At 70.1% G+C, this 16880-nt stretch carries 10 protein-coding genes; 5 read left to right on the top strand and 5 right to left on the bottom strand.

Annotated features, from left to right (window positions below; genetic code table 11):
• Positions 1–129: 129 nt before the first annotated feature.
• From Pmi06nite_RS38155 to Pmi06nite_RS38145, 3 genes are all read right to left on the bottom strand, one after another.
• Positions 130–810 carry an alpha/beta fold hydrolase gene (locus tag Pmi06nite_RS38155; protein ID WP_203958114.1) on the bottom strand — a complete coding sequence of 227 codons (681 nt, stop codon included), beginning with the start codon at positions 808–810 and terminating at the stop codon, positions 130–132.
• Between the two features lie 114 nt (positions 811–924).
• On the bottom strand, positions 925–3225 hold the full coding sequence (locus Pmi06nite_RS38150; RefSeq protein WP_203958113.1) for a helix-turn-helix domain-containing protein: 2301 nt from the start codon (positions 3223–3225) through the stop codon (positions 925–927).
• A 258-nt stretch (positions 3226–3483) separates the two neighbouring features.
• Complete coding sequence (locus Pmi06nite_RS38145; RefSeq protein WP_203958112.1) at positions 3484–4404, bottom strand: alpha/beta hydrolase; 921 nt, start codon at positions 4402–4404, stop codon at positions 3484–3486.
• Between the two features lie 123 nt (positions 4405–4527).
• On the opposite strand from Pmi06nite_RS38145, the gene Pmi06nite_RS38140 reads away from it, so the two are divergent.
• Complete coding sequence (locus tag Pmi06nite_RS38140; protein WP_203958111.1) at positions 4528–7251, top strand: ATP-binding protein; 2724 nt, start codon at positions 4528–4530, stop codon at positions 7249–7251.
• Between the two features lie 42 nt (positions 7252–7293).
• Here the strand turns inward: Pmi06nite_RS38140 and Pmi06nite_RS38135 are convergent, their stop codons facing one another.
• On the bottom strand, positions 7294–8043 hold the full coding sequence (locus Pmi06nite_RS38135; RefSeq protein ID WP_203958110.1) for an alpha/beta fold hydrolase: 750 nt from the start codon (positions 8041–8043) through the stop codon (positions 7294–7296).
• A gap of 95 nt (positions 8044–8138) precedes the next feature.
• Between Pmi06nite_RS38135 and Pmi06nite_RS38130 the strand changes: the two genes are divergently transcribed.
• From Pmi06nite_RS38130 to Pmi06nite_RS38115, 4 genes are all read left to right on the top strand, one after another.
• Positions 8139–10775 carry an AAA family ATPase gene (locus Pmi06nite_RS38130; RefSeq protein WP_203958109.1) on the top strand — a complete coding sequence of 879 codons (2637 nt, stop codon included), beginning with the start codon at positions 8139–8141 and terminating at the stop codon, positions 10773–10775.
• Between the two features lie 74 nt (positions 10776–10849).
• Positions 10850–11680, top strand: a complete 831-nt coding sequence (locus Pmi06nite_RS38125; RefSeq protein ID WP_203958108.1) for an alpha/beta fold hydrolase — start codon at positions 10850–10852, stop codon at positions 11678–11680.
• A gap of 11 nt (positions 11681–11691) precedes the next feature.
• A complete protein-coding gene (locus Pmi06nite_RS38120; protein WP_203958107.1) occupies positions 11692–12486 on the top strand; it encodes an alpha/beta hydrolase in 795 nt (264 codons plus the stop codon).
• A 373-nt stretch (positions 12487–12859) separates the two neighbouring features.
• On the top strand, positions 12860–13651 hold the full coding sequence (locus Pmi06nite_RS38115; protein ID WP_203958106.1) for an MBL fold metallo-hydrolase: 792 nt from the start codon (positions 12860–12862) through the stop codon (positions 13649–13651).
• 705 nt (positions 13652–14356) lie between these two features.
• Here Pmi06nite_RS38115 and Pmi06nite_RS38110 read toward each other — a convergent pair.
• A complete protein-coding gene (locus tag Pmi06nite_RS38110) occupies positions 14357–16723 on the bottom strand; it encodes a DUF4132 domain-containing protein (protein ID WP_203958105.1) in 2367 nt (788 codons plus the stop codon).
• Positions 16724–16880 lie beyond the last annotated feature (157 nt).

The following is a 16880-nucleotide window of genomic DNA, read 5'->3' as shown; positions in this document are numbered from 1 at the left end:
TCCGTGGATGGCTGACTGGCAGTTGGCTGTGGTCACGGGCACGTCCGCCCGCCGCGGGTTGACGGCGTAGGCCTCGCCCTCTGTCCGGCTGGACGCGACCGGTATCCGAGCGCGCGAGGGCGGACGTCGTCAGGCGGCTGCCTGGCGGATGAGGTCGGCGACCGCGGCGGGCTGGGAAACGTAGACGGCGTGGCTGCCGATCGCGTCGACGACGAACGATCCGGCGCGTTCTGCCATGGCGCGCTGGGCCGGCGGCGGGATCATGCGGTCCTCGGTCGCGACCAGGTACCAGCTGGGCCTGTGCCGCCAGGCCGGTTCGGTGACTGCGCCGTTGAGGGCGTCGACGCCCCAGGGGACCTGGGCGTCGGCCATGAACGCGGCCAGTTGCGGGGGCAGGTCGGCGGCGAACGATCCGTGGAACTTGTCGCGGTCAAGGAACAGGAAGCCGTCGCGCGGGGGCAGGATGGGCGGCACCGGCGTCCCGGGCGGCGGGTCGGCGATGAGCGTGTTGACCGATTCGCCCTTGTCGGGGGCGAAGGCGGCGATGTACACCAGCGCCGCGACGTTGGGGTGGGTGCCGGCTTCGCTGATGACGGCCCCGCCGTAGGAGTGGCCGATCAGGATGGCCGGGCCGTCGAGGCCGTCCAGGACCCGGCGGGTCACAGCGGCGTCATCCTCCAGCGACAGTGTCGGGTTCTGCACGATGTGGACGCGGAGCCCATCCCTGGTCAGCTCGTCGTAGACGCCCTGCCAGCCGGATCCGTCCACGAAGCCACCGTGCACGAGCACGATGTTCCTGATGCTTGTCATGGTTGCTCCTGATCTGGAGGGACAGGCCCGATGCCTGTCCCGGTGCACTCCATCGAAGCCGCGCGCACGCGGCCCGGCCACGAAGAACAGGACGCAGAAGTAGCGCGGACACTGTCAGGGTGCGGCGTTCGCCAGGTCGCGGCAGCGGGTGCTCGCCTCGGCGTCGTCGATGGCCTCGTACACCTCGGCCGCCCGCGCGTAGGCATGGCGGCTCTCGCCGGTCCGGCCCTCCTCGGCCAGCAAGGCCGCCAGCGTTTCCAGGGAGTGGGCCTGCGGGACGGGTAATTGAGCCTGCTCCATGAGGCCGATCGCCTCGGTGAGCTTGATGATCGCTTCGGCCCGGTGGCCGAGCAGTCCCAGACATTCGCCGACGCGGGCAAGCGCGATCGGCCGGGTGAACGCTGCGACGCTCGGCGTCATCCCCGACCGGTCGTCGTTCAGCAGGGCCGACAGATCGAGGTATTGCTCCAGTGCCTCGGTGTGGTGTCCGGCATCGCGAAGGCAGGTGCCGAGGGCGCCGAGACACTGGCCGTACCGATCGATGTCGCCGCTCGCCTTGAACATCTCCGCCGCCTGGGTTTCGGCCGCAATGGCCTCCTCCAGCCGCCCGAGCCTTCGAAGCGCGCCCCCCGCGTTGTGGTGGGCCAGGGCGATCTGCGCCGTGGCGCCACTGCGGGTGGCCAGGTCGATCGCCTGGGCTGCGTACCGCAGTGTGGTCTCCAGGTCCTCTCGCGGCACCAGATGGACCCAGGCCAGCAAGTTGAGCTGCGCGGCCTGCCGGGCCGGATCGCCCAGGGCGGCGGCGGCCTCGGCACCGAGGGTGAAGACCTCGTGCCAATGTGGCGCCTGCATCCAGCGGTCGGAGAACCAGTGCATCGACTCGGTGCAGTCGAGGACGGCGGCGAACCGGCCGATGCTCGCCACGTGGCGTAATGCGCCCAGCCAGTTGTCCACATTGGCGCGCAGCCAGTGGTCGGCCTTCTCCGGGGAGGACAGGTCGGCGAGGCCGATGTCAGGTCGGTCGGAAGGACTGTAGGCGGGTTCGAACCACCGCCCTGCGGTGGTGGCCATCCGCAGCAGCCACGACGTCACCGTCACGGTGACCGCCTCGCGGTCGGCCTCGGACTCCTCCGCGTGCAGCCGGTCGCGGGCGAACAGCCGGACCAGGTCGTGGAAACGGTAGCGTCCCGACATGTTGTCCTGCAGCAGGCCGAGGTCCACGAGTTCGTCGAGGGCGTCCCATGCCCCCTCGGCCGATGCACTACCGGCCACCACCGCGGCGAGAGCGGCGTCGAAGTTGCGACCCGGCACCAGGGAGAGCCGGCGGAAGACCCGCTGCGTCGAGTCCGCCAGCTGCTCGTAGGACAAGCCGAACGCGGTGGCGATCTTCAGATCGCCGGCGCTGAGCTGGTCCAGGCGGTGCTCCTCGTTCGTCAGCCGGACGGCGAGGTCGGCGGCGTTCCATCCGGGCCGGCTGACCAACCGATTTCCGGCGATCCGCAGCGCGAGGGGCAGACCGCCGCACAGCTGCGCGAGCTGCCAGACGGCCGATCCTTCGTCCGAGGCGCCGCGGTCTTTCAGGATCTCGGTCAGCAGTTCGGTGGCCTCCAGCAGGGGCAAGGGCCCGAGGCTGAGTCTGCGTACTCCTTCCAGACCGGCCAGCAGGCGGCGGCTGGTCACCAGGGCTTTGCCCGCGCCGCCGCCCGGCAGCAGCGGCCGGACCTGTTCCTCGGAGGCGGCGTTGTCGAGCACGACCAGCACGCGCCGCTCGCGCAGCAGCGACCGGTACAAGGACACACGCCCGGTGACGTCGCCCGGGATCTGCTGATCTGCGATTCCGAGAGCGCGAAGCAGCATGCCCAGGGCCTCGTCGACGGGCAGGGGCTGCGGGGACATGCCGAACAGGTCGAGGAAGAACACCCCGTTGGGGAAGTCCGGCCGCAGGGCGTGGGCGGCGCGGACTGTCAACGTGGTCTTGCCCAGCCCGGCAGAGCCGGTGATGAGCCCCACGCCGGCGACGCCCGGCGCGTTGCCGGCGTGCACCAGCTCGTTGGTCCAGGCCAGTTCCGCGGCTCGGCCGGTGAAGTCGTCGACGGAGCGGGGCAGCTCGCACAGCCCGGTCTGACGGTTCCAGTGGTCACGCAGGCGGCCCACGCGCGCCAGCTCGACAAGCTGTTTGCGGTCGGCGTCAGCCAGGCCGAGGGCGTCGGCCAGTGCGGTGACGGTCCGGTGCTGGGGGCCCCTGCTGCGTCCGCGTTCCATGTCCGACAGCGTCCGGTCGCTGACCCCCGAGGCCTCGGCGAGCTGCTCCAGCGTCATCCGGGCCGAGTGCCGATGGCGACGCAGCGCTTCCGCGAAGCTGGATGGGGTGGTGATCGGGTGCTCCTTCTCCGCGATCTGGTGGAGATCACACAAAGCTTGCGTGGAAGGCCGGTGTACCCATCATTTGCGAGGCTTCAAAACAGGCGTTCGTGAAGGATGCCGCTCGGACGACATGAGACGACGTAGGGGCCTTCAATACTCCTTCAACAATCTCGGTGGATCAACAACCTCCGGCGATGTTGATCACGCCTCTGGACCTCACCGCGGATCCCACTCGCAGCCTTCTCCGCCCGCCCAGCAAGATCCGCACCGGCTACGTCTGTGTCTCCACCATCGGCGAGAATCTCGGCGTCATGACTGCCTCCTGTTGTCAGGGTCGAGCGCCCGCGCCAGAAAGTGTCCGGCCTGATCGATCGCCGCCTGGGCGGCATGGGTGCCGCGCAGGGCGTTGAGCGTGAGGAACCCGTGGATGACGCCCTGGTAGCGGACTGAGGTCACGGGCACGCCCGCTCGCCGTAGGTTGGCGGCGTAGGCCTCGCCCTCGTCCCGCAGCACGTCGGCCTCGGCGGTGATGACCAGGGCCGGCGGCAGCCCGGCCAGCTGGTGCGCCGTGGCCCGCAACGGCGAGGCGGTCATCTCGTCGCGCTGTACCTCGTCCACGGTGTACTGGTCCCAGGACCAGCGCATGCCGTCGGCGCGCAGAAAATAGCCCTCGGCGAACTCACGGTAGGAGGCGGTGTCGCAGGACGCGTCGGTGGCCGGGCACAGCAGCATCTGCGCGGCCAGGCGCCCACGGGCGGTCAGGGCAAGCGCGGCGGCCAGGTTGCCGCCGGCCACCGCGATCCTCGAGGCGTCCAGGCCGCAGGCGCCGCCGTACGCGCGTATCCAGTCCAGCGCCGCCTCCCCCTCGCCGAGCGCGACGGGGTAGCGGGCCTCGGGCGAGAGACTGTAGTCGACGAACACTGTCGCCGCCCCCGACTCGGAGGCCAGTTCGCGTGCCAGCCGCCCGTGGGCGTGCTCGCCGCCGAACACCCAGTCGTCGTGCAGGTAGAGCACCGCGGGCAGCAGGCCCGCGGTGTTCTCGGGGCGGAAGACGGTGAGCCTCGTCCCCTCGATCGGCTGCCGGGTGACGCCTGGCACGCGGATGTCCGGGCACTGGACCTCGGCCAGCGCCCGGCGGCCCACTTCGAGCGGCATGCTGTGCAGGTACGGAGGGCCGGTGGTGGCATCGGCGAAGGCCTGGGCAGCCGGTTCCAGGACGGGTTTGATCATTGACCGCTCCACGGGCTGATGCGAGGCACTGCTGATGCTAAGGAGTAGTCAAGACCTCGGTCATTCGTAACATGACGTACTTGTGCCACAATTTGATCATGGCGCTCCGGCGGGAGGTGGCGCGTGATCAGGCTCTTCGGGCGCGAGCGCGAGGTCGCGAAACTCGCAGGGCTCGTGGACCGCGTGCACGAGCGCGGAGACGCTCTGGTCGTACGCGGAGCGCCGGGGATCGGTAAGTCGGCCCTGCTGGCCGTCGCCACGGAGCGGGCCGAGGCCCGGGATCTGCTGGTGTCCACCGCTTCCGGGGTGCAGAGCGAGACACATCTGCCCTTCGCCGGGCTCCACCAGTTGCTGCGGCCGATGCTCGGCGCCGCCGATCAGCTGCCTACTCGTCAGCGCGAGGCCCTGCTCGGTGCCTTCGGGATGGCCGAGGTCGGCGACCCCGAGCCCTTCCTGGTCGCGCTGGCCGTCCTCAACCTGCTGGGTGACGCGGCGACCCGACGGCCCCTGCTGATCGTGGTGGACGACGTCCAGTGGCTGGACGGACCCACCACCGAGGTGCTGGGATTCGTGGCCAGGCGCGTGCGATCGGATCCGATCGTGCTCCTGATGGCCCTGCGTGACGGCTATCCCACCAGCCTGGACGCCAGCGATGTCCCCGAGCTGCGGCTGACCGGCCTGGAGTCCGCCGCGGCCGAGGCGCTCCTGGACGCCCAGGCCACCGGGCTCAGCGTCGGCATGCGCTGGCGCGTGCTGAGCGAGGCGGCCGGCAACCCGCTCGCCTTGGTCGAGCTGCCACTCGCGCTGGATGCCGGGATCACGGACGAGACGGGGTTCCTGCCGCTCACCGCGCGCCTGGAGCAGGCCTTCGCCGTGCGGCTGGCCGAGCTTCCGCCACACACCAGAGGAATGCTGCTGGTGGCCGCGGCCAACGATGGACACGATCTGGCCTCCGCCTGCGCGGGCGGAAGTGTGGTGACGGGCACCGAGCTGACCGCCGAGGCGCTGGCTCCGGCCGTGGACGCGGGCCTGGTCGAGCTCCACGACCAGACACTTCGCTTCCGCCACCCGCTGGTGCGTTCGGCGATCTACCACAGGGCCGGCCGCACCGATCGCATGGCCGCCCACGCCGCGCTGGCCCTGGTGCACAGCCACGACCTGGACCGCAGGGCATGGCACCGTGCCGCGGCGATCGCTCACCAGGACGAGTCCGTCGCCGCCGAACTGGAGGAGGTGGCCGCGCGGGCACGGCAGCGCGGCGCGATCCCGGTGGCGGTGACCGCCCTGCGCCGGGCGGCGGAGGTCAGCGAGGAACCGACAGCCGGCGCCCACCGCCTGCTGGCCGCGGCCGAGCTGGCCTTCGAGCTCGGCCGCAGCGATCAGGCCGCCGAACTGCTCGCGCTGGCGAAGCCGTCCTTCCTCGGCGAGCTGCCGCGCGCCAGGGGCGTCTTGCTGAGCGAGGTGCTCGGCGAGGGACGCAACGAGGGCCCCGCGCGGGTCCGTCGGCTGGTCATGACGGCCGAAGTGGCGGAGGCGGCGGGCGACCGCGAACTCGCGCTCAACATCGTCCGTGCGGCGGCCATCCGCTGTTGGTGGAGCGATCCCGGCTGGGATCAGCGCAGCCGCGTCATCGCCCTGGCCGAACGGCTCGCGGCCGGCGACGACGACCCGGAATTGCTGGTCACCCTGGCCACGGCGGGTGCGGTGGAACGCGGGGCGGACGTCATCGAGCGCCTGACCAGGGTGCGCGACGCCCGGCTGGACGGAGGCGTGACCAGGTTGCTGGGTCTCGCGGCGAGTACGGTCGGCGCCTTCGACCTCGTCGGCGACTTCATGGAGATCTCGATCGCAGACCTGCGAGCCCAGGGCAGGCTGGGCCTGCTCACGCGGGCGCTCAGCACGCAGGTGTGGCGGCAGATCTTCTGCGGCGACTGGGCCGGGGCGCTGCTGGGCGCGGAAGAGGCCGAACGCCTGGCCCGCGAGACCGCGCAGCCGCGCCGGCAGGCCACCGCCCTGGGGATGCTGGCGCTGCTGGCCGGACTCCGCGGCGAGGAGGAGCGCGGCCTGGCGCTGGTCGCCGAGGGCGAGCGGGTGCTCGGCACCGTTGCCATCAGCTCGGTTGTGGCGTTGCTCCAGCATGCCCGGGGCATTATCGCGTTGTGCGCCGGGCGGCACGACGACGCGTTCGGGCACCTGTGGCGGCTGTTCGAGCCGGGCGACGCCGCCCACCACAGGATCTGGCGGCAGTGGGTGATCAGCGAGCTGGCCGAGGCCGCCGTCGCGGCCGGCCGGCCGGAGCCGGCCAGGCGCGCGGTGGCAGAGCTGGATCAGGTGGCCGCCCGTACCCCGTCCCCGCTGCTGCACGTGGGGCTCCGGCACGCCCGTGCGTTGCTGGCCGACGACTCCGACGCCGGGGCGCTCTACCAGGACGCGTTGAGCGCCGACCTGTCGCGCTGGCCCACCGCCAGGGCGCGTCTGCTGCTCGCTCACGGCATGTGGCTGCGCCGCCGTCGGCGGATCCAGGAAGCACGTGTGCCCTTGCGGGCCTCCCGCGACGCCTTCGACGTGCTCGGGCTGCTCGCCTGGGGCGAGAAGGCCCGCCAGGAGCTGCGGGCCGCGGGCGAGGTGAGCGACCTACGCGTCGCGCCTGCCGCCGAACTGCTCACCTCGCAGGAACTGCACATCGCCCGGTTGGCCGCCGCCGGGCTGTCCAACCGCGAGATCGGTCAGCAGCTCTACCTGTCGCACCGTACCGTCAGCACTCACCTGTACAGGGCCTTCCCCAAGCTCGGCATCACCTCGCGGGCGCAACTGCGCGACGCCCTGGGAGATACGTCACGCGACTGATACCCGGGTCCGTCACGCGGAACGTACCGTCTCTGCGTGCCGTCATCTCGCCAGGAACTCCAGCATGAGCTCATTCCACTGCTCGAAGTGGGTGAGCGGAGCACCGTGCGGTGCGGCGGGAATCGTCACGAGCGAGCTGCCGGCGACCGCCCGCGCGACGCGCGTTCCGCTGTCCTCCGGGGGCACGAACGCATCCCCCTCGCCCTGGATGATCAGCGTGGGCACCGTGACGCGGGCCAGCTCGGGGTAGGGGTCGGCGGCGCCCCACACCGCCAGCGAGTCGGTGGTTCCCTTGGGGGAGGCATCCGCAGCCTGCCGCAGCAGGTACTGGCGCGTCGGCTCGTCCAGCGTGCTGTGCCCGTCGACTGCGAAGAACCTGAGCAGCAGATCGTCGAGCATGGGGATGCGGTGCCGCTTCGAGGCGGTCCGGAGCTCGTGCGCGAGCGGGTCCGGATACAGCACCGGACTGCCCAGCACCAGCCTGGCCACCCGTTCGGATGCGGCGGCGTAGCTGACGGCCTCGGCGCAGCCGGTGGAGAAGCCCACCAGCGTCAGCCCGGTCAGGTCAAGGCTCTCGATCAGAGCCGCCAGATCGGCGGTGAAGGTGTCGAGGTCGTAGCCGTGCCAGGGCTGGCTGGAGCGCCCGAAGCCACGCCGGTCGTAGCAGATGACCCGGCGGCGGGCCTCGACGAGCGGGCCGATCTGGAGCTCCCAGAACCGGCGCGACAGGGGCCAGCCATGTACCAGGACCACGGGCGGCCCGTCACCGACGTCCTCGTAGAAGAGGTTCACGTCTGTTCCCACCTGTAGCCGCGGCACCCGCCCAGCATGCCGCAATCCGGAAGCACGGCAATCGGTCAACTGACTGCACCGAGGAGGAGAACCACGTGGACATCATCGGACGGAACATAGAGCTGACCTCGCTGTGGCAGACGATCGACCGTGCCCCCGGCGTGCCGCCCAACGTCGTGCTGCACGGAGACCCGGGCGTGGGCAAGTCCGCACTGTTGCAGGCCGCAGTCGCCTACGCCCGGCAGCAGGGCGTCAGGGTGCTGGGCGGCAGTGGCTTCGAATCCGAGGCACAGCTGGCCTTCGCCGGGCTGCATCAGTTGTTCGCACCGGTGATGGAGTACCTGGACCGGGTGGAGCCCTTCCACCGGGACACCTTGCGCCGGGCGTTGGGGTTGCGGGACGGGCCGGCGCCCGACCGTCTGGCGACCTCGGTGGCGTCCTTGGCGGTGATGGCGGCCGTGGCCGAGGACGGGCCGGTGCTGATCGCCGTGGAGGACGCGCACTGGGTGGACCATCCCACGCGCGAGGTGATGATGTTCATCCTGTTACGGCTGCAGCCCTACGACGCGCGGGCCGTCTTCGCCCGCAGGCCGCTGACGGCCACCGAGCGCGTCACGCCGGGCATCCACATGCAGGAGGTCGGGCCGCTCGACGACGAGGCGGCCGGGCAGCTGCTGGACCTGCTCCACCCGGGCCTGCCACCGTCGGTGCGCGAGCGCGTGCTCGCCGAGGCCGCGGGCAATCCCCTGGCGATCATCGAGCTGCCGCAGACCTCCGTGGGCGTGGAGCTGCTGCCCAGCGGCGCGTCCCTGCGCACCCGGCTGGAGACCGGGTTCGCGGGCCGGCTGCTGGAGTTGCCGCCGCGGATCCGTACGACGCTGCTGGTGGCTGCCCTCGACGGTGACCGGCTGGAGCATCGGGCCGAGCTGTCGCCGTACGAGCTGCTGGAGGCCGAGCGGGCGGGTCTGGTCACCCGTGACTCGACCCCGTCGGGCCTGCGGTTCCGCCACCCCCTGGTCAGATCGGCGATCATCAAGACGGCCTCGCCGGAGGAGACGCGCGAGGCGCACGCCGTGCTGGCCGAGCAGCACAAGGCCGATCCCGAGCAGCGCATGTGGCATCTGGCGGCGGCTACGGTGGAGCCGGACGAACGGGTGGCGGCCGAGATCGAGAAGGCCGCTCGCGCGGTGAGTCTCAAGGGCGGCACCGGGCTGGCGGTCAAAGCGCTGCAGCGGGCGGCCGACCTCACCCCCGACCCGCCGGCCCGCGCTGCGCGGCTGGAGCACGCCGCCGAGCTGGCGAGCGAGTCCGGGCAGCTCGACCTGGCTCAGAACCTGCTGGACCAGGCGCGCCGTTACCTCGACGACCCGGCCAGGGCCCTGGCCACCAGGGCGCAGATCCTCATGCTGCGCGACGGCGATCTCGACGCTGCGCGCCGCCTGCTGCGCGGCACACCAGCGGCGGGCCCTCTGGTCAGGGTGATGGCTGCCTCGTACACGCAGGATCCGAAGGAATGGGCGGAAGTCACTGACGTGGTCACCGGGTGCGACGACGACCTCGTCCGCCTGCTGCACGACGTGTTCCTGGGCCGGGGTTCGGCGACGCTCGTGCGTACCGCCCTCGACGCGCTGCCTGCGGACGCCCCGCCAGGGCGCGTGGCCGCGCTGTGCCGGGCGGCTACCTGGATGGACCTGCTGCCGGACTACCGGGACCGCATCCGCGGTCTGATCGAGGGCGAGACCGGTCGGGGTGCGGTGACACACGCCGCCAGTGGCTACTGGCTCGCCGCGCACGACCATTTTCTGGCCGGTGAATGGGAGGACGCCGAAAACGCAGCCAACGCAGGACTCGACCTGTGCGTGCGCCACGACCTGGACCTCCTGGCTCACGACCTGCGCTGCAGCCTCGGCTGGCTCGCCGCCGCCCGGGGCGACGCCGACAGCGCCAAGGAGTACAGCAAGACCGTCGAGCAGTGGGCCGCGCCGCGCGGCAGCGGCCTGCACCTGTCCCTGTCAGCCCGCAATCTCGCGCTCGCCGCGATGGCGCACGGTGACTACGACAGCGCCTACGCGTACTGGACGAGCGTCAGCCCACCAGGCGTCATCCCCCCATATGTTGCCTACGCGCCGTGGGCGGTTTTCGATCTGGTGGAATCGGCGGTGCGCACCGGCCGGATCGAGGAGGCCAGGGCGCACGCCGCCGCGGCCGAGAACCTGGCCGAGCGGGCACCCCGGCTGCGCCTGCACGTCAGGGCCGCACAGGCGCTGGTGGCACCGCCCGGCGAAGCGGTCGCACTGTTCCGGTCCGCGCTCGCGCTGCCGAGGACCGAACGCTGGCCGTTCGACCACGCTCGGGTACGGCTGGCCCTGGGCGAGTTGCAACGCCGCCGACTGCAACCCGGCGAGGCCAGGCCCGAGCTGCGCCGGGCTGCCGACCTGTTCGCCCGCGTCGGTGCGACTGCCTGGCAGCAGCGGGCCGAGCAGGAACTGCGGGCCACCGGCGTGGCGGTGACTCAGCGGCCCAACGCCGCGCATGGCCTGACCGCCCAGCAACTGGAGGTGGCGAGGCTGGCCGCCTCCGGACTGAGTAACAAGGAGATCGGTGAACGGCTGTTCCTGTCATCCCGCACCGTCAGCGCCCACCTGTACCGGATATTCCCCAAGCTCGGCATCACCTCGCGGGCTGCACTACGTGACGCACTCGAAGGGGTGACCGCAGATGCAGTCAACTGACCGATTCATACCACCGGCGGGCCCCGGATGCTCGTGCTGCAACGACAGTACGGGCATCCAAGGAGAAACCCGCCATGACCCGCACCCGGCTCCGCCCCGGATTGAGGCTCGCCCTCGCCATCCTGACTCTCGCACTCGGCCTGACCGCCACCGTCGCCCCTGCCTCGGCCGCGCAGTCCACAACCACTGCCGCGAAGCCGACCGTGGTGCTCGTCCACGGGGCGTTCGCCGACGCCTCCGGTTTCAACGACATGATCGACCGATTACAGCGGGACGGGTTCCCGGTGATCGCGCCGTCCAACCCGCTGCGCGACGTGGCTGGTGACGCCGCCTATGTCTCCAGCATCCTGGACACCATCACCGGCCCGATCATCCTCGTCGGGCACTCCTACGGCGGCATCGTCATCACCAACGCCGCCCGCGGCCACGACAACGTCAAGGCCCTGGTCTACCTCGGCGCCTTCGCGCCCGACCAGGGCGAAAGCGCCCTGCAACTGGCCGACAAGTTCCCGGGCAGCAAGCTGGGCGACGCGCTGCTGGCGCGGCACTACCCGCTGCCCGACGGCACGATGAACGGCATCGACGGCTACATCAGGGCCGAGAAGTTCCGCGAGGTGTTCGCCGCCGACCTGCCCGAGAGCAAGACCCGGCTGATGGCCGCCACCCAGCGGCCCGGCAGCGTCAACGGCCTGAGCGGCGGCAGCGGCGAGCCGGCCTGGAAGACCATCCCGTCCTGGTACCTGATCCCCACCCAGGACAACGTGATCCCGCCGGCCGTGCAGCGGTTCATGGCCCAGCGCGCCGGCAGCAAGGTCCGTGAGATCCGCTCGTCGCACGTCGTGATGATGTCCAACCCCGCTGCCGCGACCGCGGTGGTCCTGTCCGCCTACAAAGCCACACGCTGAAGGAGCAGACCATGAAACCCGACACCATCGTCCTGATCCACGGCTTCTGGGTGACACCCCGCAGCTGGGAACACTGGATCACGCGCTACCAGGCCCAGGGCTTCACGGTGCACGCCCCCGCCTACCCCGGCTTCGAGGTCGAGGTCGAAGCGCTCAACGCCGACCCCACCCCGATCGAACAGGTCACCGTCCCCCAGATCATCGAATCGCTGGAAACGCTCATCCGCGGGCTGGAAACCCCGCCGATCATCATGGGCCACTCCGCGGGCGGGGTGTTCACTCAGGTCCTGCTCGACCACGGCTTCGGCGCCGCCGGGGTGGCGATCAACTCCGCTCCCACCGAGGGCGTCCAGGTGGTGCCGCTGTCGCAGATCCGCGCGACCTTCCCCGTATTGAAGAACCCGGCCAACCGCCACAAGGCCGTCGGCTTCACCTACGACCAGTGGCGCTACGCCTTCACCAACACCTTCCCCGAGGACGAGGCGCGCGCCACCTACGAGCGGTACCACATCCCCGCCTCCGGTCACATTTTCTGGGGCAGCGCGCTGGCCAACATCCACCCGGGCAAGGACGACAACTGGGTGAACTACCACAACGACGACCGCAAGCCGCTGCTGTTCATCGCCGGCGAGAACGACAACCTGATGCCGCCGAAGGTCCAGCGTTCCAACGCCAAGCACTACAAGTCCGACACCATCACCGAAGTGGTCGAGTACCCCGGCCGTGCCCACCTGATGCCCGCGGAGAAGGGCTGGGAGGAGATCGCCGACCAGGCCCTCGACTGGGCACTCAAGCACGCCGGCTGAGGCGGGTGGTCCGGCGTTGCCACACGGCCATGCCGGACCTCGGCACTCCGCGAGAGCCACGGCCATGACCCAGACGAACCGGCGCTGGGCCGAGTTGGCGGCAGGCGGCGGCCACAACCCTGACGTGTTCTTCCCCTGGCCTGGGAGACCATCCCGGCGGCGCAGACTGCGACAATTCGCCGGATCTGCGCCGCCTGCCCCCCAGGATCGCGATGAGGAGGGTGCCACCAAGGAGGGGCCCTGCAGGACGACCGCGTGAACCATGGCGGCAGCCTGATCGCCGCCGCGCAGGTGGTGGCGCGCTGGTGTTCGCCACCATCGACTACTGGCGTGCTGACCGGTACGAGGACACCACGGGGAAGGAAGCGTTCACATGACGAGGGTCCATTTCACCCACATCGGCGGCCCGACCGTGCTCATCGACTTCGACGGGTGGCGCCTACTGACAGACCCGACCTTCGATCCCCCCGGCCGGACCTACGCCTTCGGCTGGGGAGCCTCCTCCCGTAAGCTCACTGGTCCTGCCATCGCCCCTGCTGACCTGCCGCCCATAGACGCGATTCTGCTCACCCACGTACACCACGGCGACAACCTCGACGACGCCGGCCGAGCCCTGCTGCCGGCCGCCGGAACTATTGTGACGACCTTCTCGGGCGCCCGCTCCCTGCCCTATTCAGCCCGCGGCCTGCGAGTGGGACAGGCGACCCGGCTGGAAGCCCCCGGGCGCCCGCCCATCGACATCGCCGCCACCCCATGCCGGCACGGCCCCCCATTCAGCAGGCCGATCGTGGGCGAGGTCATCGGCTTCTCCCTCACCTGGCCCGGGCAGGCCCATGGGCCACTCTGGATCACCGGAGACACCGTCTACTACCGCGCGCTTCGCGACACGGCCACCCGCCTGCGGCCCGGAACGATCCTGCTCCACCTGGGCGGCGTCGGCTTCCCGATCACCGGAGCGCTGCGCTACACGATGACCGCGAGGCAGGCCACCCTCCTTCACGAGGCGATCACACCGCGCACCGTCCTGCCCATCCACTACGAGGGCTGGCAGCACTTCCGGGAAAACCGCGAAGGCATCGAGCGGGAACTCGCCGGCGGGTCATCCATTCTGCGTGAGAGCCTCCGCTGGCTCCCCAAGGGCACTTCAGCGGACGTGGTCGTGTGACCAAACGCCGCGCCCGCTTCGCCCGCGAGATCAAAGCGAACACCACGCGCGGCGGGAAGCTCTGACCGTCGATGACATCAAACGCCTCATGCGAGACACCGCCGAACTCACCGTCCTGGCCGCCGGAGTCATGAGATGGGTGCTGTCAGCCCGCAGTGGGCGCCCAGACCTGATCGTTCCCCAGGGGGTCGTTCGAGGATGGGTGCACAGCGCTGTCTTGGGGACCACGATCATCTTGCGTCCGGCCTGGTAGCGCTGCTTGACCGGTGGTCAAGGCGGCCCGTGTGCGTAACCAACCAGCGGGTGAAGAACGTCACTCAGGTATATAAGAATTGCTCCTGGGGCTCGATGACGGCGTCAGTCTGGTACTCGATCACCGTACGCACCAGCCCTCTCGGTGCTTGCTCCGCAGCCGGCCGCCAAGAGGCAGAACAGCCCGACAAACGAAGGGACCCAGCGACTCATTTTCAGCACTCCGCTCTGCGTTTTGCACACTGGAGCGACTCTGAGGCAAGGATCGGGTTGCTTCAGCCGGGCCCCTGCAACGTTGGATCTCTCTCGAGCCTTTCTTGGCAGATCCGGTACCTCGGTGGCCCTGGGCGCGGCTCCACATCCGGATGGTCGGCGTGGCCGTGTTATTCATCCTGGATGCGGCTTCGAAGCGCTGCGCGATCGTCTCGTGTTCCCCTGGTTAGCCCAGACCTGTCAGAGATTCGCTCCAGCTTGAGTCGGAACTGCCGTCCTCTGAATCTGCTGGAGGATGGTCTCGTCCGTGATCTTTTTGTCGTCGGCGAGGAGGAATGCCTTGCTGAGAATGAGGGATAGGCGGCCGTCTTCTTCGAAGGGGAGGAACAACCTGGCGTCGTGTTTGCGAGCGGAGACGATGCACAAGTAGACGTCGCCGGGGTCCATGAGGATGTTGGCACTGCCCAGGTGGATCTTGTAGGTGCGCAGGTCTCCGCGGACGACGAGGAAACGGTCGGTGAGGATGCAGCGGTCGGCGAGAGCCGTACGGGGAAGCAGTCGCGCCAGCGCGTCGCGGCGCACCTCGGCCGATGGCGGCAGAGCGCCGAAGGAGGTCTGTCTCCAATAATCGTGGTGCCGGTCCTCGCCGCGGTCCACCCATTCGGGGTCGGCGGCGATCGAGGTGACCGCGACGAAGAGATCCACATCCCGCATCGCCTCGCTGAACACCAGCGGCGGCACGTCGGCGAGCGTCGCCTCCCGCCATTCGCCGTCCACGTTGAGGTGGAAGCGGATCTGGTCGGTGGCGGCGTAATTCCCGGCGTCGTGGAGGTGGTCGTGGAAGAAGGAAGCCCGCCAGCGTCCCTCGGCCAGCACGCGCCGGGCCTCGCCCGCATCGCCGCCGTCCCAGGGGCCGAGAAAGCCTGCCTCCCAACCGCGCTGCTTGAAGAGCGCGTACAGCTTCTGGTAGTCGACAATGTGGGCGGCGAACCGGTTGGAGTAGGCGCGGGTCTGTTCCTCGGCGGGGGTGAGCAAGTAGACCTCGCGGAACGCCTGCTTGAACGGTTGGCGCAGCCGTCGCTCGGTTACCATCTCCCGCCACGCGGTGACCTCCGCCAGCGAGGCGCGGGCGGGGTGCCACAGCCGGACCGGGGCGTCGGGTGCGGGCTCCGCGAGGGAGCGCCCAGCGGCGTCGTGGAGGTCTGGCAGCACGGTCTGCCAGTGTCCGGGTGAGGTTTCGATTTCCCAGATCAGGCGGTTCGCGACAGTGCCGGCGACGGGGTGCGTCGCCATGTCCTCGCGCCACTTCGCATAAGGGTGGACGGCCTCGCCGGTGTATCCGGCCTCGAGGGCCCGGACCAGAGTGACGATCTGGCGACGGACCTGCGCCACCAGCTCGCGAAGGCGTTTGACCTCGTCGGCGTGGTCTTTGCGCAGTGCCGAGGGGATGCTCTTCAACTGCCTGTCGCCCAGCCACCACGTCAGTTCGACGTCCTCGCCGATCGTGATCAGCGCCGTGTGGTCGCCCAGCGGGACGCTGATCCGTCCGCTGGAGTCGAAGCCGAGATCCGGCATCCTGAAGGCCACCTCGACCCGGTCGGCGAGTGCGCGTTCGATCCGCTTGATCATGCGGTCGAGCTGTTTGGGCACGCCCTTGTGCCGGGTCACCGCGCTCGCCGCGCGCAGGGCGACGAGCACCTCGGGGGTCGGGAACTCCTGAGCGGCGCGGCCGACCTCATACAGCACGGCTTGGGAGGGCAGGGTCTTGGCTGTGGTGGGCGCGACCGCGGCCCCGGCCAGCAGTCTGGTCAGCAGGTCGGGTAGCCACGGCTCGTCACGGAGGAGCGCCAGCCGTACGGCACGGCCGATCGTCTCCTTCTCCGCGTCGTCGAAGGCACGGTCGGCCTTGAAGGGAAGCTCGTAGGCGTGGATCGCGGCGATCCTGGCGTCCGCCGCTTCCAGAGTCGTGCGGGCGAAGGTCACGTAATCCGGAAGTGCTGCCAGCCGCTCCCAGGCGTCCGGTAGTGGAGTAGGGGAGTTGTACGACCTGTCCTGGACGACTTCGAGCAGCAGGGCCCGGCGCTGCACGTCCCAGCCGCGCAGCAAGTCGATCTCGTCGACGGCGATCGGCCCTCGGCCTTTCTCGAGCGTTCGGGTGACCTCATTGTCCAGCCCGCCGAGTCCGGCAATCGTCAGCAGCGCATAGGGGTGGTCGGTCCGGCCGGCTCGGAGCAGAAACCGGACCAGAGTCCGGGCGGGGTCCGCGAGGGCGGTGAGGGGCGGCCCGTCAGGGCAACGCAGCAGCGCGCCCGCGGCAACGCACAGGTCGGCCCACTTCCGGGTTTCCAGGCCGTCGACCAGTGCCGCGAACAGGTCCTGGCAGGCCTCAGGCGTGAACAGCGGCTGGCGCTGCTTGGCCGTGTCCTCCACCATGAACCTGGCCCCTCCCGCCGCGCTGCCGTCTCCGGCGGTCCGGTAGGCGATCGGCAGGAGAGTTCCCAGGTCGAAGGGGCTCAGCTGGGAGTGATCAGGCCATGGTGACGGACGGTCCGCGGCCGGATCGGTCATGAGCGTGAGCAGTTGGCCTGCCGCTGGGGAGAGTTGCATGTGGGTCATCCTTTGATCTGCTGGAGGAGTCGGCTCCCCATGTCGTGGCGGACCTGCTCGGCCTCACGCCGCAGCTTGGCGCCGCGTGCTTCGGACCAGCCCGCCGGGCGAGACAAGGGTTGAGAGAGGCGCTCCAGCTCCCGTTGCCGGGCGGCCG

The sequence above is a fragment of the Planotetraspora mira genome (genome assembly GCF_016863275.1).
Classification (GTDB): domain Bacteria; phylum Actinomycetota; class Actinomycetes; order Streptosporangiales; family Streptosporangiaceae; genus Planotetraspora; species Planotetraspora mira.
Note: the sequence above shows the minus strand (reverse complement) of the source record. Positions and strands in the feature narration are given on the sequence as shown.

Bases quoted from the DNA above. Each gene is read 5' to 3' on its own strand.
- Pmi06nite_RS38155 (WP_203958114.1), bottom strand. From the start codon at position 810: ATGACAAGCATCAGGAACATCGTGCTCGTGCACGGTGGCTTCGTGGAC.
- Pmi06nite_RS38145 (WP_203958112.1), bottom strand. From the start codon at position 4,404: ATGATCAAACCCGTCCTGGAACCGGCTGCCCAGGCCTTCGCCGATGCC.
- Pmi06nite_RS38125 (WP_203958108.1), top strand. From the start codon at position 10,850: ATGACCCGCACCCGGCTCCGCCCCGGATTGAGGCTCGCCCTCGCCATC.
- Pmi06nite_RS38120 (WP_203958107.1), top strand. From the start codon at position 11,692: ATGAAACCCGACACCATCGTCCTGATCCACGGCTTCTGGGTGACACCC.
- Pmi06nite_RS38115 (WP_203958106.1), top strand. From the start codon at position 12,860: ATGACGAGGGTCCATTTCACCCACATCGGCGGCCCGACCGTGCTCATC.
- Pmi06nite_RS38110 (WP_203958105.1), bottom strand. From the start codon at position 16,723: ATGCAACTCTCCCCAGCGGCAGGCCAACTGCTCACGCTCATGACCGAT.